Raw genomic sequence first — 23,511 nt, 5'->3', positions numbered from 1 at the left:
CGCGATAGATCAACCAGCAAGTTTTATTCCTTACCGAGCAGAGCCTGCAAATCCTGTTTGAGATTCGACATCTGGCTGGCGTATTTCTCTTTACGCTCCGCGTCCTCAATCAACTGCACTATCGTTTCAGAAAGCGTACAGCCACGACGCTGGGCAAGCCCTGCCAGCCTTTGCCATACAAGGTACTCCAGATCGATTGATTTCTTGCGTGTATGCTGATGTTCCGCGTTAAAGTAGCGTTTACGACGGGCGCGAATAGTCTGCTTCATGCGATTATGAAGCGCCGGGTTCATATGCTGTTCAATCCAGCTCAGTACGTGTACAGGTTCATTTTCCAGCTTCAGCAGCGCATCTACGGCCTCTTTCGCCGCGCTGGCTTCGATATATCGTGTAATGAGCTCACCTTCACGGTGCTTTTTCACCAGATATTTCCACTTCCAGCCGCTCTCGAGATTTTCTAACTGTTGATATTTCATCGCCATCTCAGTGTGACCCTGTAACCTACTTCAGGATAACAGTTTTTACCGCTTTCGCTCACCTGAAAAATTAAAGCTGTGAACCGGATAAGCTTGTCAGCAACCATTAACCGTGTGCTGCCCGGCCTATTCTTGTATAATCGCGCCTTTGACATCTGATTAATAAATAGCGACTTTGACGACTAATCGACTTGAATGGCGTGCCCTTATTCCCGATACCGAGAGTTATCAGGAAATTTTTGCGCAGCCTTATGACACCGACTCTGCGCCCTTCTCTACTGTCCAGCCGCGTCTGTTTTACGGCCTGGAGCAGCTGAGCCAACCGGTAGCCTCGGCCTCACTGATGCTGGTAAAAGCCGCTGAAGAGTCCGAGTACCTTAATTTACTGGCCGCCGCTGCCCGCGACGTCTGGCCGACTGCCGAAACGCTGACCGGCGGTCATTACCTCATCGAAGGCACTCGAGTCACGCTACGTCCGGCCGAAGAAAGCGATGGCTCTTTTACCGGCCATGGCGAGGTTGTCGTTGCTGACTGGGTCGAAACAGAGCAGCTTTTTGGCTGTGTGCGCCAGTTTGCAGGTGAAATCAGCCTGACTCCCGGCGCCATACACCGGGCAAATGGCGGCGTGCTGGTGCTCTCTTTACGAAGCGTTCTGGCTCAACCGCTACTGTGGTTACGTCTGAAACAGATGGTGACCCAGGGGCGTTTCGACTGGATTTCACCAGACGAGTCTCGCCCGTTGCCGGTGAGCATTCCTTCCCTGCCCCTGCAGCTGAAGCTTATCCTGGTTGGCGAGCGTGAATCGCTGGCGGATTTTCAGGATATGGAACCCGAGCTGGCCTCACAGGCTATCTACAGTGAATTTGAAGAGAACCTCCAGATTGTCTCTGCTGATGACATCGCGCTCTGGTGCCAGTGGACGCATGCGGTTGCGCAAGCAAAGAGTTTACCTTCACCTGCGCATGACGCCTGGCCTGTGCTGATGCGGGAAGCGGTTCGCTATACGGGCGATCAGGAGACGCTGCCGCTGTGTCCCCTGTGGTTAACCCGACAGCTACGCGAAGTCGCCGCCTTTACTGAGGAGGCGACCTTTAGCGGTGAGCAGCTTGCACAGATGCTGATTCAGCGCGAGTGGCGGGAAGGTTACCTTGCTGAACGCATGCAGGATGAAATTCTGCTTGAGCAAATCCTGATTGAAACCGAAGGGGAAATGGTCGGGCAAATCAACGCCCTGTCGGTCATTGAATTTCCAGGTCACCCGCGCGCGTTCGGTGAGCCTTCCCGTATTAGCTGTGTTGTACACGTTGGCGACGGGGAGTTTACGGACGTCGAGCGTAAAGCGGAGCTGGGCGGCAATATTCACGCCAAGGGCATGATGATCATGCAGGCGTTTTTAATGTCCGAGCTGCAGCTTGACCAGCAAATTCCTTTTTCTGCCTCCATCACCTTTGAACAATCGTACAGCGAAGTGGATGGCGATAGCGCCTCTATGGCCGAACTGTGCGCATTAATCAGCGCCCTCGCAAATATTCCTGTTTACCAGCATATAGCGATAACCGGTTCCGTCGACCAGTTTGGTCGCGTGCAGCCCGTTGGCGGACTGAATGAGAAAATCGAAGGGTTCTTCCGCATTTGCCAGCAGCGAGAGTTGACAGGCCAACAGGGCGTGATTATTCCCGCCGCCAACGTACGTCATCTTTGCCTTCATCAGGACGTGCTGGCCGCCGTAGAACAAGGCCAGTTCTCAATCTGGGCCATCGATGAAGTGGCGGATGCGCTACCCTTATTAACGAATCTGCCATGGGATGGCGAAGGACAAAATACTCTGCTGCACGCCGTCCAGGAGCGAATCGCTCAGGCCAGTGCACAGGACATTCGGCACCGATATCCGTGGCCACTGCGTTGGCTCAACTGGTTCAACCACAACTGATCGGACTTGTTGAGCGTACACGTGTTAGCTAACCTGCGTGCTTCATTATAAAAAGGCTTACTGTAGACATGGTAGATAAACGCGAATCCTATACAAAAGAAGATCTTCTTGCCTCTGGTCGTGGCGAACTGTTTGGCGCTGAAGGCCCACGCTTACCCGCGCCACCCATGCTGATGATGGACCGCGTGGTCAAAATGACCGAGGACGGCGGTAACTTCGATAAAGGTTACGTTGAAGCTGAATTAGATATTAATCCAGATCTGTGGTTCTTCGCCTGCCACTTCATCGGCGATCCGGTAATGCCTGGCTGTCTGGGTCTGGATGCCATGTGGCAGCTGGTAGGCTTTTACCTCGGCTGGCTGGGCGGCGAAGGGAAAGGTCGTGCGCTTGGCGTGGGTGAAGTTAAGCTTGCAGGACAGATCCTGCCCGCTGCGAAAAAAGTTACCTATCGTATTCATTTCAAACGCGTTATTAACCGTCGCCTGATTATGGGCATGGCAGACGGTGAAGTGCTGGTTGATGGCCGCGTGATTTATACCGCTACCGATATGAAAGTGGGCCTCTTCAAAGACACCACCGCTTTCTGATCCCCAGAAACGTGAAACCTCCGCGGCGCGGAGGTTTCTTTTCTAAAGAGACAGTGATTACGCGGTAACCGCCCTGTCTTCCATGGCTTCTCGCCAGCCTCCCATCCAGTATGACCTCTGATTTAGTGCCTGATAAGGACATATCTCTTTGGAGCGTCCTGCGATACCTGCTTGATAACCACGTTGATGAGCCCGTTCCAGGCGATCTCGTTTTTGTCTCTTCATGCCTCGTTTCCCTCATTTCTTTATCTGGTGGAAAGAAAACAGTGATTACAAAATGTGCAACCACATGTAAGGGATACCTGCAAACGTCGGCATCGTCAATGCGCAAAATTCACGCCAGTGTCATATTTGTGAGCTACTCAAAATATCATTTGTACAAAAACTGTGATCTCGCACAAGTAATCTGCTCATCGTAAAAGAAAAGCTGCGCTTCGCCGCTGGCGCGAAAAACGCAGCTTTTTTGTGCGGCAAGCTTTAATCAGTTCAGGCGAGTAAGCTGGCCCGCAATGCTCTGCGCCTCCTGCTGCCACGCCTGAGCGAGCGTTTTCACCATCGCGTCGTAACCATCTTCCTGCTGCTTAAGCTCAAGATGGAACGGGCGTTTTATCAGCGCTCCCTGGTGATTGAGCAGCCACTCACCGCTGACGATAACTTTACCGTCGTAGCGGCCATGGAAACCTGTCACGTTCACATTCAGAATATCCTGATCGTTACCCAGCGGCTGAGAAGCCACTACCCAGCCGGGTAAAGCCCCGCTGAGATTGCTCACCAGGGCGTTACGCAGCTGCTGATCCAGCGGGCTCGCCCATAAATTGCTGGTTGCAATAACGAACTGCACATCGCTGGTTTGGTAAACCACGCCGTTTCCGGCGAGATAATCAGGCACCGCAACCTGCTCTATCCATAACAGATGGGTGCCAGACTGGCTCACCGCCTGCATCGCGGGCATCGAGCTTTGAGGCAGCTGATAGTACGTTTTGCCATCTTCGCTGCTGCTACAGGCGCTCAGCGCCAGCGCAGCGATTACCGTTAGCCACTTTTTCATTCTTTAGCCCTCTTCGGCTGGGGATCCTTTCTCTCCTTCGCCTCAAAGATCAGCGAATTGCTCTTATCGTTCAACGTACGCAGCACCGGCGTAAGCTCGCGCAGAACCTGATCAAGACGCTGCATATCCGCCACCATCTTGTTATAGGCCGCAGATCCCGGCTGGAAGCCCTGCATGCTGCGGTTCAGTTCACGCAGCGTCGACTGCATGTTTTCCGGCAGCGACTGCGTGGACTTGTTGTTCATCAGCTTGTTGAGGCTGTCAATCGTCTGTTGCAGGCGCTGCATCGTGCGCTGGCTTTCAGCAAGCGACTTGGTCGTCTGCTCAATCATCGGGTTAAGCGGCAGATTATTAATCTTATCCAGCGTGTCCAGCAGCCGCTGCTGAATTTGCGCCAGCCCGCCGCTCATCGTAGGAATAACTGGATAACCGCTAAAGCTCTTCATGCCCGTCATCGGTTCGGCCTTTGGATAGAAGTCGAGATCGATATACAGCGCGCCGGTCAACAGGTTGCCGTTCTTCAGCGAGGCGCGCAGGCCGCGTTTGAGGAAGGTAGCTATATTCTCCTGGATATTCGTATCTCCGCCGATGACGTTTTGCAGACGCTCAGGCTCGATGCGAATCAAAATCGGAATGCGGAAATCATCATTCAGCGCCTGGCGCATTCCCGGCGTAAAGAACGGAACCTGGGCAACGGTCCCCAAACGAATGCCGCGGAATTCTACAGGCGCGCCCGGCTGCAGGCCGCGAATAGAATCTTTAAAGAACATCAGATAATCAACGTGCTGGGTATACAGCGAATCCTGGATGCTTCTTTGATCGTCGAAAAGCTTATAGTCCGCGCCCGGCAGTGCTGGTTGCCCCAGCTCCCATCCTTCAGGCACGTCAAAGCTAACTCCTCCGCTAAAGAGCGTGGTCAGCGAGCCCATTTCGACACGCATCCCCTGCGATGACATATCAACGGCAATACCGCTGTCTTTCCAGAAGCGCACGTTGCTGGTCACCAGCCTGTCGTTGGGCGCGCTGATAAATAGCTGATAGCTGATGCTGCGTTTAGCTGCATCAAAAGTGCTGGTTTCGACCGAGCCTACACGGTACCCACGGAACAAAACCGGATCGCCAGGATTAAGCTGCCCCGCCTTATCGCTATCAAGCGTAATGCGGATACCTTTCGCATCAGGCGCAGCCAAAGGCGGCGAGTCGAGCAGCTCATAGCTATCGGGTTTTGGCCCTTTGCTCCCCGGCTGCAGTTCAATATAGGCGCCGGAGAGCAAGGTGCTCAGCCCGGAAACGCCACCGCGCCCCACCTGGGGCTTCACAACCCAGAATACCGAGTCCTTATGCAGCAGTTTTTCCATGCCCGCGTTTAAGCGAGCGGTGATTTCTACATGATGTAAATCATCGGACAACACTGCGCTTTCAACCACGCCCACGTCAACGCTACGGCTCTTGATAGTCGTCTTGCCGCCTTCAATACCTTCGGCATTGGTGGTTATCAGGGTCACTTCCGGCCCCTGATGGCTGTAATGATAAAACAGTATCCATGCGCCAATAAGCGCGGTCAGGATAGGAAAAATCCACACCGGGGACCAGTTTTTCACCTTGCGTACTTTTGCTTCCCCGCTTTTATTTTCCATGCTCAGACGACTCCTCATGAGTTGAATCTGGTGCGCGATCCCAGGACAAGCGAGGGTCGAAGGTCATCGCAGCAAACATTGTCAAAATGACGACTAAGGCGAACATTAACGCGCCAATCGCCGGGTAGATATTCATCAATGCGCCCATTCTCACCAGCGCTGAGAGCACGGCTATCACAAAAACATCAATCATTGACCAGCGGCCGACAAATTCCACTATTTCATAAATCAGATGCATGCGCTCGCTGTCACGTTTGCCGTGGCCTTTGGCATCCCAGCAAAGCCAGGCAATCGCCAGCATCTTCAGCGTCGGCACCATAATACTGGCGATAAATATCACCATAGCGACCGGCCAGGAGCCGTCGCTCCACAGCAGTATTACCCCGGCGATGATGGTCGACGGCATCTTGCTGCCCAGCAGTTCGGTTACCATAATCGGCAGAATATTCGCCGGCAGGTAGAGCAGGATGGAGGTGATGAGGAGCGCGAGCGTCCACTGCAAACTGTGCTTGCGTCTTATATGGCCTTTCGTTTCGCAGCGCGGGCAAATCAGGCGATCCTTGGGCAGTATCGCCGTGCAGCAGGAACAGGAGCGCAGCCCCTGATGAATACCGGCAACGCCCACTTTCAGCGGCTGTTCTACGGCAGGCATCGGGGCGAGATCGTCCCAGAGCCTGCGTTTATCCACGCATTGAAAAGCCCGCAGCTGCAGAATGCAGAACAAACACCACGGTATAAAGCTGCTGCCCACGCCGATTTCGCCGTAGGCCATCAGCTTAACGAAGCTCACCAGCACGCCGGCGAGGAAAATTTCTGCCATGCCCCAGGATTTAAGCTGAAACAGCGTCCGCGCCATGACGCGTTGCAAAACTCCAGGCAGCGTGGCCCGGTTAACCAGCAGCAAAATGGTGATGAGGCAGAATGCCGGTACCGCCTGAACAAAAAGCAGGAAGAACGTCCCGAGGCTTGCGTAATCCTCGGAAAACATCACGCCGGGGATTTCCAGCAGCGTAACTTCGCTGACGACGCCTGCGACCTTCATATTGATAAACGGGAAAAGATTGGCCAGCAAAAGCATAAACAGGGCCGATAGCGCATAGGCGGTAGGCCGCTGGCGCGGAGAGGGCCATTGTGTGATAAGCGTTGTGCCGCAACGTGGGCAGGCGGCCTTATGGCCGTCCTGCAGTTCTGGCAAAGTCACCAGCAAATCACATTGTGGACACAATATGTGCGGGCGAGTCTGATGCGTGGCACACATATCGGGTCTCCTTACATTACGCGCCGTTTTTCAGAGACTCGAGCTGTTCCCAGCGTTCGAACGCGTCTTCCAGCGCTTTTTCGGCAGCGGCCAGTTCGCTCAATACTTTTTGCGTCTCATCGTGCGACTGGTTGAAGAACTCGGCGCCACCAACTTTAGCCTGCAGCGCTTCCAGCTCGTTTTCGAGCTGTTCAAGACGCTGCGGTAACTGCTCGAGCTCACGCTGCAGGTTATAGCTTAGTTTGCTATTGCCGCGTTTTGTTGCTTCGGTTTTTACGGGTTCGCTCTTCTGTTGCTTATCCTGAGCGGTTGCACGCAGGGAACGCGCTGAACCCTGCTGGCCTTTTGCATCATGATAACCGCCCACGTAGCGGCCAATGCGCCCTTCGCCTTCGAAGATCCAGCATTCGGTCACGGTATTGTCCACGAACTGACGATCGTGGCTCACCAGCAACACGGTGCCCTGATAGCCGTCAATCAGCTCTTCAAGCAGTTCCAGCGTTTCAACGTCCAGGTCGTTTGTCGGTTCATCGAGGATCAGCAGATTGCTTGGCTTCAGGAATAAGCGCGCCAGTAACAGACGATTACGTTCACCGCCCGACAGCGCGCGTACCGGCGTCATGGCGCGTTTTGGATGGAATAAGAAGTCCTGCAGATAGCCAAGCACGTGACGCGGCTTGCCGTTCACCATCACTTCCTGTTTGCCTTCCGCCAGGTTATCCATCACGGTGCGATCCGGATCGAGTTCCGCACGGTGCTGGTCAAAGTACGCCACTTCAAGCTTCGTTCCGCAGTGTACGCGGCCGCTGTCGGCTTGCAGCTGGCCCAGCATCAGCTTAAGCAACGTGGTTTTACCGCAGCCGTTCGGCCCAACCAGCGCAATTTTATCGCTGCGCTGAACCTGGGCGGAGAAATCTTTCACCAGCTGTTTACCGGCAACCTGATAGCAGACGTCCTCCATTTCAAAGACGATCTTGCCGGAACGGGCCGCTTCTTCAACCTGCATTTTAGCGCTGCCCAGCACTTCACGGCGTTCGCCTCGTTCGCGGCGCATGGCTTTAAGCGCACGCACACGGCCTTCGTTACGCGTGCGGCGCGCTTTGATTCCCTGGCGGATCCATACTTCTTCCTGGGCAAGCTTGCGGTCAAACTCTGCGTTTTGCAGATCTTCCACGCGCAGAGCTTCTTCTTTAGCCAGCAGATACTGGTCGTAATCGCCGGGATAAGAAACCAGTTTGCCGCGATCCAGATCGACAATGCGGGTCGCCATATTGCGAATAAAGGAACGGTCATGGGAAATGAAAATGATGCTGCCCTGGAACTCTTTTAAGAAGCCTTCCAGCCAGTCGATGGTTTCGATATCCAGGTGGTTGGTCGGTTCGTCCAGCAGCAGAACGCGCGGGGAGCTTACCAGCGCACGGCCCAGCGCCGCTTTACGCAGCCAGCCGCCTGAAAGCGCGGACAGTTCAGTATCCGCATCCAGACCTAGCTGTTCGAGCACTTCATTAATGCGGCTATCCAGCTGCCACAGATTCTGGTGATCCAGAATTTCCTGGATGCGCGCCATTTCGTTGAGGTTCTTTTCGCTCGGATCGCTCATCACCTTATGGGAAATATCGTGGTAGGCCTTCAGGTATTCAGCCTGCTCCTCCACCCCTTCGGCGACGAAATCGTATACGGTGCCCGCCACGTTACGCGGTGGATCCTGCTGCAGACGCGCCACGATCAGATCCTGCTCGTAAACCATGCGGCCATCGTCCAGCGGCAGCTCGCGATTGAGGATTTTCATCAGCGTGGATTTGCCCGCGCCGTTACGGCCAACCAGGCATACGCGTTCGTTTTCTTCAATGTGAAGTTCGGTGTTATCTAACAGCGGCGCGTCGCTAAACGACAGCCAGGCGCCGTGCATACTGATTAATGACATGAAAATTAATCCTTGGCTTTATGAGTGACAAGCCAGCAGTTATGGATCTGGCGATTACGGGCGAAGTCTTGCGACTGGGTTTTCTGGGTGATCTCTTCCGCGCTCAAGCCCAGCGATGCCAGCCCGTCAAAATCCATTTTGAAGCCACGTTTATTGTTAGAGAACATAATGGTGCCCCCGCGGCGCAGCAGGCGCCTGAGGTTTTTCATCAGGCTAATATGATCGCGCTGCACGTCAAAGGATTCTTCCATACGTTTTGAGTTGGAGAAGGTCGGCGGATCGATAAAGATCAGATCGAACTGCTCGTCCGTTTCACTCAGCCAGCCCAGGCAGTCCGCCTGAATCAGGCGATGATCGCGACCGGTCAGGCCGTTCAGGCGCAGGTTGCGTTCCGCCCACTCAAGGTAGGTGCGGGACATATCCACCGTGGTGGTTGTCTTCGCGCCGCCCAGGCCTGCGTGGACCGTTGCGCTGCCGGTGTAGGCAAACAGGTTAAGGAAATCTTTTCCTTCGCTCATTTTACCGAGCATATGCCGTGCGATACGGTGGTCGAGGAACAGGCCGGTATCAAGATAGTCCGTCAGGTTCACCCACAGGCGCGCGTTGTATTCGCCGACCTCCATAAAATCGCCCTTCTCGCCCATCTTCTGGTACTGATTTTTACCTTTCTGCCGCTCACGCGTTTTCAGGACCAGGCGGTTAGACGGCAGATCGAGCACGGAGAGCGTGGCGGCAATCACATCAAACAGGCGCTGACGCGCCTTGTTGGCATCCACGGTTTTAGGCGGCGCATATTCCTGCACCACAACCCACTCGCCGTAGCGGTCCACGGCTACGTTGTAGTCCGGTAAATCTGCGTCGTACACGCGGTAACATTCAATACCTTCCTGACGCGCCCATTTATCGAGCTTCTTAATATTTTTGCGCAAACGGTTAGCATAATCATCGGCATGCTGCACACCGGCCGCGCCGGTGCTATTTTCCGCCAGCTGATAGTTTTTCTGCACGCAGTCAAGCGGGCCGTTTTTCGCTTTGAACTGACGCTCGGCGCGCAGTTGCAGGCAGTTCAGCAGATCCGGCGATGCGCTGAATAATGACAGGTTCCAGCCGCCAAACTGCGCCTTCATACTGCGTCCCAGCACGCTGTGCAGCGCGATAAGCGCCGGTTCGCTATCCAGACGCTCGCCGTATGGCGGGTTGCTGATGACGGTGCCCGTTGGCCCTTCCGGCAACGGATTGGTCAGCCTGGCAACGTCTTTCACTTCATAGCTGATAAGATCGGCAAGCCCGGCACGACGGGTATTAAGACGCGCGCGTTCAATGACGCGAGGATCGTTATCGGAGCCAAAGAAACGAGAAGCGTAATCACCGAGCCCTTTACGAGCGCGAACCTGCGCTTCGGTAGTGACCTCTTTCCATAGTTCAACGTCATGTTTCGCCCAGCCCAGGAAACCCCAGCGCTTGCGATGTAGGCCCGGCGCGCGATCGGTTGCGATCATCGCGGCTTCAATCAGCAGCGTACCGGAACCACACATCGGGTCGAGCAGCGGCGTGCCTGGCTGCCAGCCGGAGCGCATAACGATCGCCGCTGCCAGCGTTTCCTTGATCGGGGCCGCGCCCGTGCCGTCGCGATAGCCGCGCTGATGCAGGCCTTCACCGCTTAAGTCCAGCGCGATGCTGGCAGTGTCTTTATTTAGCCAGACGTTGATGCGTAAATCCGGCTGCTCGCGATCGACGTTCGGACGCGGCAGATTTTTGCGGGTAAAGGAGTCAACGATTGCATCTTTTACCTTCAGGGCGCCGTACTGGCTGTTACGAATGACGTCGTTCAGGCCGCTGAAGTGCACAGCGAAGGTCGCATCCGGGCCGAAGATTGCAGGCCAGTCGATAACCTGCACGCCCAGGTATAAATCCAGATCGCTGTAAACGCTGCACTCGCTAAGCGGCAGCAGGATGCGGGAGGCCAGGCGGCTCCACATCAGGCTTTGGTAAACCAGACGCGAATCCCCCTGGTAATGTACGCCGCCCTGAACGACCTGGCAGCCTTGCGCGCCGAGGCCTTCCAGTTCAGTTTTTAGCAGCTCTTCGAGCCCACGCGCCGTACTGGCAAACAGAGAATTCATATCGTCACTTATTGGTCAGAAAAAGAAAATAGTGGCGCATTATAGCTAATCCGCCACGCATGTCATAAAGTTGCCCTCTTATTATTTTTACAGGCATGGAGGGCAGCATGATCAGTCTATCTCAACTTTATATTCACCCGGTTAAATCAATGCGCGGACTTGCCCTCTCGCATGCGCGGGTTGCCACCAGCGGTCTGGCTTTTGACCGTATTTTTATGGTTACCGAACCGGATGGCACTTTTATTACCGCGCGCCAGTATCCGCAAATGGTGCTTTTTACTCCGGCAATCCTTCATGACGGCCTGTATCTGAGCGCACCGGATGGCACGTCAGCAAACGTCCGCTTTGCCGATTTCCAGCCAACACCTGCCGCAACCGAAGTCTGGGGTAACCACTTCACCGCCCTGATTGCGCCCGGGCAGATTAATAGCTGGCTGAGCGGCTTCTTTTCACGTCCCGTACAGCTGCGCTGGGTAGGCGAAGAGCTAACCCGCCGGGTTAAGCGTCATGAAGAAGTGCCTTTATCCTTCGCCGACGGTTTCCCTTTCCTGCTGACTAACGAAGCTTCATTGCGCGATGTGCAAAACCGCTGCCCGGCAAGCGTAAAGATGACGCAGTTCCGTCCAAATATCGTGGTAGCAGGCGCGCAGGCGTGGGAAGAAGATACATGGCAGGTGGTGCGTATTGGCGGCGTGACGTTTGATGTCGCCAAACCGTGCAGCCGCTGTATCTTCACAACCGTCAGTCCTGAAAAAGGCCGTAAACATCCCGCGGGCGAACCGCTGGCTACCCTGCAAAGCTTTCGCACCGCGCAAGATAATGATGACGTGGACTTCGGGCAGAACCTGATTGCGCGTAATAGCGGGATTATCCGCATCGGGGATGAGCTGGAAGTGCTGGCCCGTAAGCCCGCCCGAGCCTACGGCGCAGGTCAGGTTGTAGAAAGCCTTGAGCCAGAAGCCCAGCCGGAAAGCACGGTAGCGATTGACTGGCAGGGCCAGGCTTTTCGCGGCAATAACCAGCAAATCCTGCTCGAACAGCTTGAGCAGCAGGGTGTTCGCGTTCCCTATTCCTGCCGCGCCGGAATTTGCGGAAGCTGCCGGATACGTTTACTGGACGGCGAAGTGAAAGCGCTCAAACAAAGCGCGGTAGGCGCAGACGGCACCATTTTATGCTGTAGCTGCGTACCTGCGGGAGATGTGAAGTTAGAAGAGCTTTAGACCGCCTGATCGAGGCTGAGGCTGCTGTTTATTGGTTGCGGCCTCAGTCTGTCATTCATTATCTTAATCGCATCCCCAAGCTGCATGTTGCGACCAGCAAGCTGCAGTCCCGGCTGCGCCAGCAAACACAGCGCCGCGTTATCGCCGGTTTCAACCACCAGCAGGTTCACCTGCTGCATATCTTCGCTTAACCAGACGCAGGCCGCATCGCCTGGCGCAGGCTGCCAGCAGTCGCCGTGCGAGATAAAGTGCCAGCTTTTCGGCATTTGCGGTTTGAGGTAGCGGATAGCCACCAGCGCATTCAGCACCAGCTCCGCGCGCTGTTCTTTACTCAGCGGCAGCTCGCGGCATTTCTCGTCAAAGGTGAAAAACAGCGCGGCGTCATCGACGCAAAATCCAGCGTTTTCAAAGGCGTCGGGGGTGAGCATTTTACGCGGGAAACGGGAACGAAAAATCATTCCATTAGCCAAATCGAGCATCATACGATCGTGCTCTTCATCGAAATACCAATGCCAGCTATCGTCCGGTTTTATCCGCATCATGATTTACCCTTTTGTTTATCCCACAAACTTATAGCATCCTTCTTGCCGCTTCGTTTAAAGCTGTATTAATAAAAGACTATGGTGTTTGATTTAGCAACAGCCACGGAATATAAAACAACCAGGGCTGAAAATAAAGCCCCGGCTGTCTGGATATGACAAGGATTAGAGGTGAGTAACGATATCTTTAATCAGCGGTGGGCCTTTAAATATGAACCCGGAATAAATCTGAATAAGCGTTGCGCCAGCCGCCAGTTTTTCACGTGCGGCGATAACTGAATCAATGCCGCCCACGCCTATTATCGGCAGGCGGCCGTTTAACTCCTGCGACAGGCGGCGAATAATCTCGGTGCTCTTCAGCTGTACCGGGCGGCCGCTTAAGCCTCCAGTTTCATTACAATATTTCATGCCCTGAACGAGGCTACGATCCAGCGTGGTGTTGGCCGCAATGACCCCATCAATATTATGGCGAACTAAACTGTCAGCCACCTGCACCAATTCTTCTTCAGACAGATCCGGCGCAATTTTAACCGCAAGCGGCACATATTTATGGTGCAGTTCTTGCAACACCTGCTGCTTATTTTTTAGGGCACTTAAAAGATCGTCCAAGGCTTCGCCATATTGCAATGAACGTAACCCCGGCGTATTGGGCGAGGAAATATTGATCGCTATATAACCCGCGTACGGATAAATTTTATCCATACAGATCAAGTAGTCATCTTTACCCTGTTCGACGGGCGTATCTTTATTTTTCCCGATATTGATTCCAAGCACGCCGTCAAAATGGGCTTTTTTCACATTCTCAACAAGATTATCTACGCCAAGGTTATTAAAGCCCATGCGGTTGATTAACCCTTCGGCTTCCACCAGGCGGAAAATGCGCGGCTTATCATTTCCCGGCTGCGGCCGGGGCGTGACGGTGCCGATCTCAATGGAGCCAAACCCCATCGCACCCAGCGCGTCAATGCACTCACCGTTTTTATCCAGGCCCGCGGCTAAACCAAGAGGATTCTTAAAATTTAACCCCATGCAGGAAACCGGTTTAGACGGGACGTTTTGGCGTACCAGCCATTCGAGCGGCGTGCCTGTCAGACGACGCAATTGCTGAAATGTCACTTCATGAGCGCGCTCTGGATCGAGCTGGAAAAGGGCTTTACGAACGAAGGGGTAGTACATGAACTCTCCTGGATTCCGGTGTGCAAACCGGGGCCGTATTATTATCGATTACGCCGGCGAATGGAATTGACCTGCAACAAAAAAGCCTGAATAGGCGCAATCGTTTTCACTGCTTCTTCCTCTTATGCAATTTCTGACATTTGTTTATCAGATAAATCATTTAGTGGAATAACGCCGCTCTGCCACTATCAGCTTCAATTGTTATCAAAGTTAATGCAAAGCTAACATTTGGTTATAAGGAGCCGAGATGCGTGTGATCACCCTTGCCGGAAGCCCCCGCTTTCCATCCCGCTCCAGCGCTCTGCTGGAGTATTCACGTGAAAAACTGAGCGCGCTGGATGTCGAGGTGTGTCACTGGCATCTCCAGAATTTCGTGCCCGAAGATTTACTGTTTGCGCGTTTTGAAAGTCCGGCGCTAAAGACGCTCGTTGAGCAGCTTGAGAAGGCCGATGGATTGATTATCGCCACGCCCGTTTATAAAGCCTCCTTTGCCGGCGCGCTGAAAACCCTGCTGGATCTCCTGCCGGAGCGCGCGCTGGAGAAGAAAGTCGTTCTTCCTCTCGCAACAGGCGGCACCGTAGCGCATATGCTGGCGGTGGATTATGCCCTGAAGCCCGTCCTGAACGCTCTGAAAGCTCAGGAGATCCTCCACGGCGTTTTTGCCGACGACAGCCAGATTGCCGACTATCAGCACAAGCCGCTCTTTACGGCCAATTTGCAGCAGCGCCTGGATACCGCGCTGGAAACGTTCTGGCAGGCTCTGCATCGTCGCGATTTCGCCGTGGCTTCCCCGTTTATTCAGCAAGGAGTTGCTCATGTTTAATCTGTTAAAACGCAACGCGCCGTGGCTGGTTTTCACCGGTTTGATAAGCCTGAGCGCGGCGGTAAATGCCGCTCAGCCCGGGCCGGAGCGACTGCGTATCGGTTATCAAAAAGGCTCGGTAAGCATGGTTCTGGCGAAAAGCTATCAGTTTCTTGAGCAGCGCTATCCGCAAACCAAAATTTCGTGGATTGAGTTCCCGGCTGGCCCGCAAATGCTTGAAGCGCTGAACGTAGGCAGCATTGATTTGGGCGGAACAGGCGACATTCCTCCTGTCTTTGCTCAGGCAGCCGGAGCCGATCTGGTTTATGTCGGATCGGAACCCGCAAAGCCAAAAGCCGAAGTGATCCTGGTGGCTGAAAATAGCCCGCTGAAGACCATCGCCGATCTTAAAGGCCACAAGATCGCCTTCCAGAAAGGTTCCAGTTCGCACAACCTGGTGCTGCGTACGTTACAAAAAGCCGGGCTGAAATTTACCGATATTCAGCCAGCTTATCTGTCACCCGCCGATGCGCGTGCCGCGTTCCAGCAGGGCAACGTAGACGCATGGGCGATTTGGGATCCCTACTATTCAGCGGCTTTGCTCAACGGCGGCGTGCGGGTGCTCTCTGACGGCAGCCAGATTGACCAGACCGGTTCGTTCTACCTGGCCTCGCGCCCCTACGCTGAGAAAAACGGGGAATTCCTGCAAAACGTTCTGAAAACGTTTAGCGAGGCGGACGATCTTACCCGTACGCAGCGAGCGAAAAGCATAACGCTGCTTGCCAGGACCATGGGTTTACCTGAGCCCGTTATCGCCAGCTATTTCGATCACCGCCCGCCAGGCGAAATCACGCCGGTTAGCGCCGCTACCGCTGAAAAACAGCAGCAAACCGCCGATCTGTTTTACGACAATCACCTGGTGCCGAAAAAAGTCGATATTCGCGCCCGCATCTGGCAGCCCGCCGGCGCCGTAAAAGGAGATAAATCATGAGTCTTAATATGTTCTGGTTCTTACCAACCCATGGCGACGGTCACTACTTAGGCAGCAACGATGCCGCCCGCCCCGTAGAGCACGGTTATTTGCAACAGATCGCTCAGGCTGCGGACAGGCTTGGCTTTACCGGCGTGCTTATCCCGACGGGGCGCTCATGCGAAGACGCCTGGCTGGTGGCCGCTTCGATGATCCCGGTGACCCAGCGGCTTAAATTCCTCGTCGCCCTGCGCCCGAGCGTCGTTTCGCCGACGGTGGCCGCACGCCAGGCTGCAACGCTCGACAGGCTTTCAAATGGCCGGGCGCTCTTTAACCTGGTCACCGGTAGCGATCCTGAAGAGCTGGCTGGCGACGGCGTGTTTCTTAATCATAGCGAACGTTATGAAGCCTCGGCTGAATTCACCCGCATCTGGCGGCGCGTGCTGGAAGGCGAAACGGTGGATTACGAAGGGAAACATATTCAGGTAAAAGGCGCCAGATTGCTCTTCCCGCCGGTACAGCAACCGCGCCCTCCGCTGTATTTTGGCGGTTCATCCGACGTGGCGCAGGATCTGGCTGCTGAGCAGGTGGATTTATACCTGACATGGGGCGAACCGCCGCACCTGGTGAAAGAGAAGATTGAGCAGGTTCGCGCCAAAGCCGCTGAGCATGGGCGCACGGTAAGGTTCGGGATTCGCCTGCATACGATCGTGCGTGAAACCAACGAAGATGCCTGGCAGGCCGCGGATCGCCTGATTTCACAGCTTGATGACGACACTATTGCCAAAGCCCAGGCCGCGTTTGCGCGTACTGATTCCGTTGGCCAGCGCCGGATGGTGGCGCTTCACGGCGGCAAACGCGACAAGCTGGAAATCAGCCCTAACCTGTGGGCGGGCGTTGGCCTGGTCCGCGGCGGTGCGGGAACGGCCCTGGTCGGCGACGGCCCGACGGTCGCCGACCGCATTAATGAATACGCAGCGCTGGGTATCGACAGCTTTATTCTTTCCGGCTATCCGCATCTGGAAGAAGCTTACCGCGTGGGCGAGCTGTTATTCCCGCACCTGGACATCGCTATTCCGGAAATTCCGCGGCCGCGTCAGCATCATGAGAAAGGCGAAGTCGTTGCTAACGACTTCATCCCTCGTAAAGCTGCGCAGAGCTAAGGAGAAAAGAATGACGAATAGCACACGCAAACTTTTGTTTCGCCTTGCTCCCTGGGCACTGCCGGTCGCTATTATCGCCGTCTGGCAGCTCGCCTCCTCGGTTGGCTGGCTTTCAACACGTATTCTGCCCTCCCCCGAAGGCGTGATCGTCACCTTCTGGAAGCTCTCCGCCAGCGGCGAGCTTTGGCAGCACCTGGCGATCAGCTCCTGGCGCGCGGCGATCGGTTTTAGCATCGGCGGCTCGCTCGGTTTGATCCTCGGCTTGATCAGCGGCCTGTCGCGCTGGGGCGAGCGCCTGCTGGATACCTCGATTCAGATGCTGCGTAACGTGCCGCATCTGGCGCTGATCCCGCTGGTTATTTTATGGTTTGGCATTGATGAAACCGCAAAGATCTTTCTGGTGGCGCTCGGCACGCTGTTCCCGATTTACATCAATACCTGGCACGGCATCAAAAACATCGACCAGGGGCTGCTGGAAATGGCGCGCAGCTACGGTTTGTCGGGCTTTAGCCTGTTTGCTCAGGCGATCCTGCCCGGCGCCCTGCCTTCTGTGATGGTCGGCGTGCGTTTTGCCCTCGGCCTGATGTGGCTGACGCTTATCGTCGCCGAGACGATCTCAGCTAATTCAGGCATCGGCTATCTGGCGATGAATGCCCGTGAATTCCTGCAAACCGATGTCGTGGTCGTCGCCATTATCCTCTATGCCCTGCTCGGCAAACTGGCGGATATCAGTGCGCAACTGCTGGAGCGCGTCTGGCTGCGCTGGCATCCCGCTTACCAGATAAAAGAGGAAACCCTATGAATACCGCTCGCTTAAATCAGGGGACGCCGCTGCTGCTTGACGGCGTAACCAAACGTTACGGCGATAAAACGATTCTCAACGAGCTGGCGCTACGCATTCCTGCCGGGCAGTTTGTTGCCGTGGTCGGACGCAGCGGCGGCGGCAAAAGTACCCTGCTGCGGCTGCTTGCCGGGCTGGAAAATCCTGACGCTGGTTCGCTGCTGGCAGGCAACGCGCCGCTGCGTGAAAGCCAGGACGATACAAGGTTAATGTTCCAGGACGCTCGCCTGCTGCCGTGGAAATCCGTCATTGATAACGTTGGCCTGGGGTTGAAAGGCAGCTGGCGCGATGCGGCCTGGCAGGCGCTTGAAGCCGTCGGGCTGGAAAGCCGGGCGAAAGAGTGGCCTGCGGCGCTTTCTGGCGGGCAAAAACAGCGCGTGGCTCTGGCTCGCGCGCTGATTCATCGCCCTGGTTTACTGCTGCTGGACGAACCGCTCGGCGCGCTTGACGCGTTAACGCGTATTGAAATGCAGGAGCTGATCGTTTCTCTGTGGCAGGAACACGGTTTTACCGTACTGCTGGTGACCCACGACGTCAGTGAGGCGGTCGCCATGGCGGATCGAGTTTTACTGATAGAAGACGGGAAAATTGGCCTGGATTTAACGGTGGATTTGGTTCGACCACGCCGACTGGGCTCGGTAAGGCTGGCGGAGCTGGAAGCGAAGGTGCTTGAGCGAGTGATGCAACGCCAGGCTGAAGAACCGGCGCGCGTGGTGCGCAGCGGTTGAGAGAATGTCGGGTGGCGCGGGGCTTACCCGACCTACGCCAGCAATTCCGTAGGGTGGATAAGCGACAGCGCCATCCACCTTACAAAATCCTTGTTGAAAAACCGGCGCGCGTGGTGCGCACCGGTTGAGAGAATGTCGGGTGGCGCGGGGCTTACCCGACCTGGTCCAGTAGATCCGTAGGGTGGATAAGCGGCAGCGCCATCCACCTTACAAAATCCTTGTTGAAAAACCGGCGCGCGTGGTGCGCAGCGGTTGAGAGCGTCGGGTGGCGCGGGGCTTACCCGACCTGGTCCAGCAGATCCGTAGGGTGGATAAGCGTCGGGTGGCACGGAGCTTACCCGGCCCGCTCCAGCAGATCCGTAGGGTGGATAAGCGACAGCGCCATCCACCTTACAAAATCCTTTACGCTAATGCCTTGCTGATTTTCTCAAACAGATCGCCGGACAGATTCTCCAGCCCTTTCAGCTGTTCCAGCGCGGCGCGCATCATTTCCTGACGCTTCTCGTCATAGCGTTTCAAACGAATCAACGGTTCAATCAGGCGAGAAGCCACCTGCGGATTACGGCGGTTCAGCTCGCTGAGCATTTCCACCATAAACTGATAGCCGCTGCCGTCCGCCGCGTGGAACGCCGCCGGATTGCCTGCTGCAAAAGCGCCAATCAGCGAACGAATGCGGTTCGGATTGCCGAGGCTGAACGAGCGGTGGTGCAACAGCTCGCGCACCTTGCTCAGCGTATTGGCCGCCGGGCTGGTCGCCTGCAGAATGAACCATTTATCCATCACCAGGCCATCCTGATGCCATTTCTCGTCATACTTCGCCAGCAGTTCTTCACGGCACGGCAGTTGCGCCGCTACCGCTGCTGACAGAGCGGCAATCGCATCGGTCATATTATCCGCCGCGTCATACTGAGCGCGCACCAGCTGTTCGGCCAGCGCTTGCTCGCCAAACGCCAGATAACGCAGGCAAGTGTTACGCAGAGCGCGCTTGCCGATGTCCGCATGTTCAACACGATAGGCGTCGAGCTTGTTGGCGTTGTAGATAGCGAGGAACTCGTCCGCTAATTCCGTCGCCAGCGTGCGGGTCAGCGCTTCATGCACCTCAGCGATAGCGCCTGGATCGATCTGCTGGAACAGCTCGGCAATTTCATTTTGCGAAGGCAGCGTGAGGATTTCAGCGGCCAGGGCCGGATCTATCTTCTCATCAAGCAAAATAGCGCGGAAAGCGTCGGCCACATGCAGCGGCAGCGACAACGGCTGCTTCTGCTGGCTACGGTTAACGTTCAGCTTGATGTGGGTCGCCAGCAGGCTTTGCGCCGCGTCCCAGCGGGAGAAATCGTTGCGGGCGTGGCGCATCAGGAAGGTCAGCTGCTGATCGCTCCAGCTGTATTCCAGTTTTACCGGCGCGGAAAACTCACGCAGCAGCGATGGAACCGGCTGGAAATAAACATTATCAAAGACAAACGTCTGTTCGGCCTGCGTCACGTTCAGCACGTGATGAACCGGATGGCCGCCTTTCTGTAACGGGATAACCTTGCCTTCGTTGTCATAGAGTTCAACGTCGAACGGAATATGCAGCGGCTGTTTTTCCTGCTGTTCCGCGGTTGGCGGCGTCGTCTGGCTGATGGTAAGCGTATACTGCTCGGTTTCCGGGTTGTAGTCATCACGCACGCTGACGACTGGCGTACCGGCCTGGCTGTACCAGCGACGGAAATGCGACAGGTCGACGTTGGAGGCATCCTCCATCGCCTGCACGAAATCGTCGCAGGTAGCGGCGCTGCCGTCATGACGCTCGAAGTAAAGCTGCATGCCTTTCTGGAAGTTCTCTTCGCCAAGCAAAGTGTGCAGCATGCGAATGACTTCTGAACCCTTCTCATACACGGTCAGCGTGTAGAAGTTGTTCATTTCAATAACTTTGTCCGGGCGAATCGGATGCGCCATCGGGCTTGCGTCTTCGGCAAACTGCATTGCGCGCATGGTGCGCACGTTCTGAATGCGATTAACGGCACGCGAGCCGAGATCCGAACTGAACTCCTGATCGCGGAAAACGGTCAGGCCTTCTTTGAGGCTCAGCTGGAACCAGTCGCGGCAGGTCACGCGATTGCCGGTCCAGTTGTGGAAATATTCGTGGCCGATCACGCGCTCAATATCGAGATAGTCTTTGTCGGTGGCCGTTTCTGCACGGGCAAGAACATATTTGGAGTTAAAGATGTTGAGACCTTTATTCTCCATCGCGCCCATGTTGAAGAAGTCCACGGCGACAACCATATAGATGTCGAGATCGTATTCCAGGCCGAAGCGGGTTTCGTCCCACTTCATGGACGCCTTCAGCGAGGTCATCGCCCAGCCGGCGCGATCCAGATTGCCGCGATCGACAAACAGCTCCAGCGCAACGTCGCGGCCAGAGCGCGTCTTAAAGCTATCACGCAGCACGTCAAAATCACCCGCCACCAGCGCGAAGAGGTAGCAAGGTTTCGGGAACGGATCCTGCCACTGCACCCAGTGACGACCGTTTTCCAGTTCTCCTTCAGCAATGCGGTTACCGTTGGAGAGCAGGTATGGATATTTCGTTTTATCGGCAATGAGTCTGGTAGTGAAGCGCGCGAGCACGTCCGGGCGGTCCAGATACCAGGTAATATGGCGGAAACCTTCAGCCTCGCACTGGGTGCAAAGCGCCTCGCCCGACTGATACAGCCCTTCAAGCGCGGTGTTTGCCGCCGGGCTAATTTCATTGACGATGGTCAACAAGAAATTATCTGGCAGCTGTTCAAGCACCAGCGCGCCTTCCTGCAGGGAATAATGCTCCCAGGCCTTACCGTCCACCTGAACGCTGACTAGGGTAAGATCGCCGCCATCGAGACGTAGAGGGGCCTGAGCGGCGCCCTGGCGGCTTACTGTGCTGATGGCGGTGACCAGGGTTTTTGTGGCATCCAGGTCAAAGGTCAAATCGATGTCGCTAATCGTGTAATCCGGCGCACGATAGTCGTGGCGGTATTTGGCTTGTGGCTGTTGTGTCATAAAAAACCTTATACATCGTCCGTAAGTTATCGGCGTTCAGTCTATTCCTGTTGCGTTAATGTTGCCACGCAGAATCATCATCTTTTCCGGGCTAATCACGCTGTTTGCTACATTTGTGTAACATGAGCTTACGGGAAGTCTCTCGCCGTTAGCTTTTTAATCATGCCGACGGGCAAATGCAGACTCTGCGGGCGTTATTAGTCTCCTTCAGAAATTGGTCTAAACTAAAATGGTGTTAAGCAAACATCTATGTCCAGCCATACAAGGATGACTTCTATGAAAAAAATTGCTGTAGTTACGTCTCTTCTGATCTCTGCTGTCTCCTTTGGTGCCTTTGCCGCCGATCAGGTTTCCAAAGATGAAATTGCCCATTTCAAGCTTGTAAAATTGGGCAGCGTCAGTGTTTCACAGAGCGGGGGAACCATTTCATCGCCATCCGATCTGCACGATAAACTTTCAGATTTGGCGGATGAAAAAGGCGGCAAGTACTATCATATCGTCGCCGCACGCGAGCATGGCTCCAATTTCGAAGCAGTGGCCGATGTCTATAAAAACGCCGACAAATAAGCCCTGCGCTAAGCCTGTAAAACCACGCTTACCTGCGTGGTTTTTTATGTGCCTGCAGGGGTGAGAGCGTGAATATTTATTTTCCAATTCAAATGGTTAAGCTGAAATCCGTTACATAGCCGTAACAGGCGGCACGAATTGCCCTCGACCCGAATCCTCCCTTGTGTTGTGATCCGGGTTTAATAAACAGATAATCAGGGTATACTCCTGCGTCTTTATCTGCTTTTAGCCCTTGATGGAAACGCTCCTGTGAGAGGATGCTGCTACGCGCCATGACACGACACGCTTCCCCGATTTTGCAAACGCTTCTGGATACTGACGCCTATAAGCTTCATATGCAGCAGGCGGTATTCCACCGATATTACGACGTGAGCGTCGCGGCCGAGTTTCGCTGCCGCGGTGACGATCTGCTGGGCGTTTACGCAGACGCAATCCGTCAACAGGTCGACAGTATGCAACACCTTGCGCTAAGCGCCGGGGAGTTCGCCTGGCTTGAAGGGCTTCCTTTCTTTGAAGCAGATTACCTCGCCTGGCTGCGTACTTTCCGCTACGACCCCGCTCAGGTTGAAATCACCAATAATAAAGGCCACCTGGATATTCGCCTGACCGGCCCCTGGCGTGAAGTCATCATGTGGGAAGTGCCGCTGCTGGCCGTGATCAGTGAAGTGGTGCATCAGCATCGCTCGCCGGCCGTTACGCCGCAGATGGCGCTGGCGCATCTGGAAAGCAAACTGCTGGAGTTCAACGCGCTGACGGCGGATATCGATCTCTCCTCCTTCCGCCTGATGGACTTTGGTACGCGACGCCGCTTCTCCCGTGAGGTTCAGGAGGCCATTGTCAGCCGCCTGCAGCAGGAGTCCTGGTTTGTCGGCACCAGCAATTACGATCTGGCGCGCCGCCTGAACCTGACGCCTATGGGTACGCAAGCCCATGAATGGTTCCAGGCGCATCAGCAAATCAGCCCGGTGCTTGCCAACAGCCAGCGCGCGGCGCTTCAGGCCTGGCTGGATGAATATCCGGATCGGTTGGGCATCGCCCTTACCGACTGCATCACTATGGACGCCTTCCTGCGCGACTTTGGCCCCGAGTTTGCCCGGCAGTATCAGGGTTTACGCCATGACTCCGGGGACCCGTTTGAATGGGGTGAAAAAGCCATCGCGCATTATGAAAACCTGGGCATTGACCCTATGAGCAAGGTGTTGGTTTTCTCCGATAACCTGGATTTACCAAAAGCCATTGAGCTTTATAAGCGTTTTACTTCACGCATCAATCTGAGCTTCGGCATTGGCACACGCCTGACATGTGATATCCCACAGGTAAAGCCCCTGAATATCGTTATCAAGCTGGTGGAGTGCAACGGCAAACCCGTCGCAAAACTTTCTGACAGCCCCGGCAAAACTATCTGCCACGATAAAGCCTTCGTGCGCGCCCTGCGCAAAGCCTTCGATTTGCCGCTGGTAAAAAAAGCCAGCTGAATCAAATAAGGCCCGTAAATTATATTTGTTTG

20 protein-coding genes are annotated in these 23,511 nt (G+C 55.1%); 10 read left to right on the top strand and 10 right to left on the bottom strand.

The window, feature by feature from the left end:
- Positions 1-23: 23 nt before the first annotated feature.
- Positions 24-476 (bottom strand): macrodomain Ter protein MatP, encoded by a 453-nt coding sequence (gene matP, locus WLO31_RS06995; RefSeq protein WP_435930540.1) that lies wholly within the window; start codon positions 474-476, stop codon positions 24-26.
- 175 nt (positions 477-651) lie between these two features.
- Between matP and WLO31_RS06990 the strand changes: the two genes are divergently transcribed.
- Together WLO31_RS06990 and fabA are read left to right on the top strand one after the other, a co-directional pair.
- On the top strand, positions 652-2,406 hold the full coding sequence (locus tag WLO31_RS06990) for an AAA family ATPase (RefSeq protein WP_435929754.1): 1,755 nt from the start codon (positions 652-654) through the stop codon (positions 2,404-2,406).
- Between the two features lie 68 nt (positions 2,407-2,474).
- Entirely contained in the window at positions 2,475-2,993 is a 519-nt protein-coding gene (fabA, locus tag WLO31_RS06985) for a bifunctional 3-hydroxydecanoyl-ACP dehydratase/trans-2-decenoyl-ACP isomerase (protein ID WP_271122029.1), read from the top strand.
- Between the two features lie 57 nt (positions 2,994-3,050).
- Here fabA and rmf read toward each other — a convergent pair whose 3' ends face one another.
- The 6 genes from rmf to rlmKL all read right to left on the bottom strand — a co-directional run bounded on the left by rmf (position 3,051) and on the right by rlmKL (position 10,983).
- Positions 3,051-3,218, bottom strand: a complete 168-nt coding sequence (gene rmf, locus WLO31_RS06980; RefSeq protein ID WP_167608359.1) for a ribosome modulation factor — start codon at positions 3,216-3,218, stop codon at positions 3,051-3,053.
- A gap of 256 nt (positions 3,219-3,474) precedes the next feature.
- Entirely contained in the window at positions 3,475-4,041 is a 567-nt protein-coding gene (gene pqiC, locus WLO31_RS06975; RefSeq protein ID WP_435929753.1) for a membrane integrity-associated transporter subunit PqiC, read from the bottom strand.
- A complete protein-coding gene (pqiB, locus tag WLO31_RS06970; protein ID WP_435929752.1) occupies positions 4,038-5,678 on the bottom strand; it encodes an intermembrane transport protein PqiB in 1,641 nt (546 codons plus the stop codon). The genes pqiC and pqiB overlap by 4 nt, the downstream gene beginning before the upstream one ends.
- On the bottom strand, positions 5,668-6,936 hold the full coding sequence (pqiA, locus tag WLO31_RS06965; protein WP_435929751.1) for a membrane integrity-associated transporter subunit PqiA: 1,269 nt from the start codon (positions 6,934-6,936) through the stop codon (positions 5,668-5,670). Before pqiA ends, pqiB begins: the two co-directional genes overlap by 11 nt.
- 16 nt (positions 6,937-6,952) lie before the next feature.
- Complete coding sequence (locus WLO31_RS06960) at positions 6,953-8,860, bottom strand: ABC transporter ATP-binding protein (RefSeq protein ID WP_435929750.1); 1,908 nt, start codon at positions 8,858-8,860, stop codon at positions 6,953-6,955.
- A gap of 5 nt (positions 8,861-8,865) precedes the next feature.
- Positions 8,866-10,983: a bifunctional 23S rRNA (guanine(2069)-N(7))-methyltransferase RlmK/23S rRNA (guanine(2445)-N(2))-methyltransferase RlmL gene (rlmKL, locus tag WLO31_RS06955; RefSeq protein ID WP_435929749.1), complete on the bottom strand. Its 2,118-nt coding sequence runs from the start codon at positions 10,981-10,983 to the stop codon at positions 8,866-8,868.
- Between the two features lie 107 nt (positions 10,984-11,090).
- On the opposite strand from rlmKL, the gene WLO31_RS06950 reads away from it, so the two are divergent.
- Positions 11,091-12,203 (top strand): YcbX family protein, encoded by a 1,113-nt coding sequence (locus WLO31_RS06950; RefSeq protein WP_435929748.1) that lies wholly within the window; start codon positions 11,091-11,093, stop codon positions 12,201-12,203.
- On the opposite strand, the gene WLO31_RS06945 is transcribed toward WLO31_RS06950, so the two are convergent.
- Positions 12,200-12,742 (bottom strand): cell division protein ZapC, encoded by a 543-nt coding sequence (locus WLO31_RS06945; RefSeq protein ID WP_435930538.1) that lies wholly within the window; start codon positions 12,740-12,742, stop codon positions 12,200-12,202. The two genes, WLO31_RS06950 and WLO31_RS06945, sit on opposite strands and share 4 nt — an antisense overlap.
- Positions 12,743-12,907: 165 nt before the next feature.
- A complete protein-coding gene (pyrD, locus tag WLO31_RS06940) occupies positions 12,908-13,918 on the bottom strand; it encodes a quinone-dependent dihydroorotate dehydrogenase (protein WP_435929747.1) in 1,011 nt (336 codons plus the stop codon).
- Positions 13,919-14,165: 247 nt separating this feature from the next.
- Between pyrD and ssuE the strand changes: the two genes are divergently transcribed.
- The 5 genes from ssuE to ssuB are packed head-to-tail and all read left to right on the top strand — an operon-like array spanning position 14,166 to position 18,422.
- A complete protein-coding gene (gene ssuE, locus WLO31_RS06935; protein WP_435929746.1) occupies positions 14,166-14,741 on the top strand; it encodes an NADPH-dependent FMN reductase in 576 nt (191 codons plus the stop codon).
- A complete protein-coding gene (locus WLO31_RS06930) occupies positions 14,734-15,711 on the top strand; it encodes a sulfonate ABC transporter substrate-binding protein (protein ID WP_435929745.1) in 978 nt (325 codons plus the stop codon). The genes ssuE and WLO31_RS06930 overlap by 8 nt, the downstream gene beginning before the upstream one ends.
- The gene (ssuD, locus tag WLO31_RS06925; RefSeq protein ID WP_435929744.1) at positions 15,708-16,853 is read left to right on the top strand and encodes an FMNH2-dependent alkanesulfonate monooxygenase; all 1,146 of its coding nucleotides are present in this window, start codon (positions 15,708-15,710) and stop codon (positions 16,851-16,853) included. Before WLO31_RS06930 ends, ssuD begins: the two co-directional genes overlap by 4 nt.
- Positions 16,854-16,863: 10 nt before the next feature.
- Positions 16,864-17,655 carry an aliphatic sulfonate ABC transporter permease SsuC gene (gene ssuC / locus WLO31_RS06920; protein ID WP_435929743.1) on the top strand — a complete coding sequence of 264 codons (792 nt, stop codon included), beginning with the start codon at positions 16,864-16,866 and terminating at the stop codon, positions 17,653-17,655.
- Complete coding sequence (gene ssuB, locus WLO31_RS06915; RefSeq protein ID WP_435929742.1) at positions 17,652-18,422, top strand: aliphatic sulfonates ABC transporter ATP-binding protein; 771 nt, start codon at positions 17,652-17,654, stop codon at positions 18,420-18,422. Before ssuC ends, ssuB begins: the two co-directional genes overlap by 4 nt.
- Positions 18,423-18,824: 402 nt before the next feature.
- On the opposite strand, the gene pepN is transcribed toward ssuB, so the two are convergent.
- A complete protein-coding gene (pepN, locus tag WLO31_RS06910) occupies positions 18,825-21,437 on the bottom strand; it encodes an aminopeptidase N (protein ID WP_435929741.1) in 2,613 nt (870 codons plus the stop codon).
- Positions 21,438-21,713: 276 nt separating this feature from the next.
- On the opposite strand from pepN, the gene WLO31_RS06905 reads away from it, so the two are divergent.
- Both WLO31_RS06905 and pncB read left to right on the top strand, forming a co-directional pair.
- On the top strand, positions 21,714-22,004 hold the full coding sequence (locus WLO31_RS06905) for a DUF1471 domain-containing protein (RefSeq protein ID WP_435929740.1): 291 nt from the start codon (positions 21,714-21,716) through the stop codon (positions 22,002-22,004).
- Between the two features lie 272 nt (positions 22,005-22,276).
- Positions 22,277-23,479 (top strand): nicotinate phosphoribosyltransferase, encoded by a 1,203-nt coding sequence (gene pncB, locus WLO31_RS06900; RefSeq protein ID WP_435929739.1) that lies wholly within the window; start codon positions 22,277-22,279, stop codon positions 23,477-23,479.
- Positions 23,480-23,511: the final 32 nt, after the last annotated feature.

The sequence above is a fragment of the Dryocola sharpae genome, from assembly GCF_051307055.1.
In the GTDB taxonomy this organism is placed as follows: Bacteria; Pseudomonadota; Gammaproteobacteria; order Enterobacterales; family Enterobacteriaceae; genus Dryocola.
This window is presented reverse-complemented; position numbering and strand designations above follow the sequence as displayed.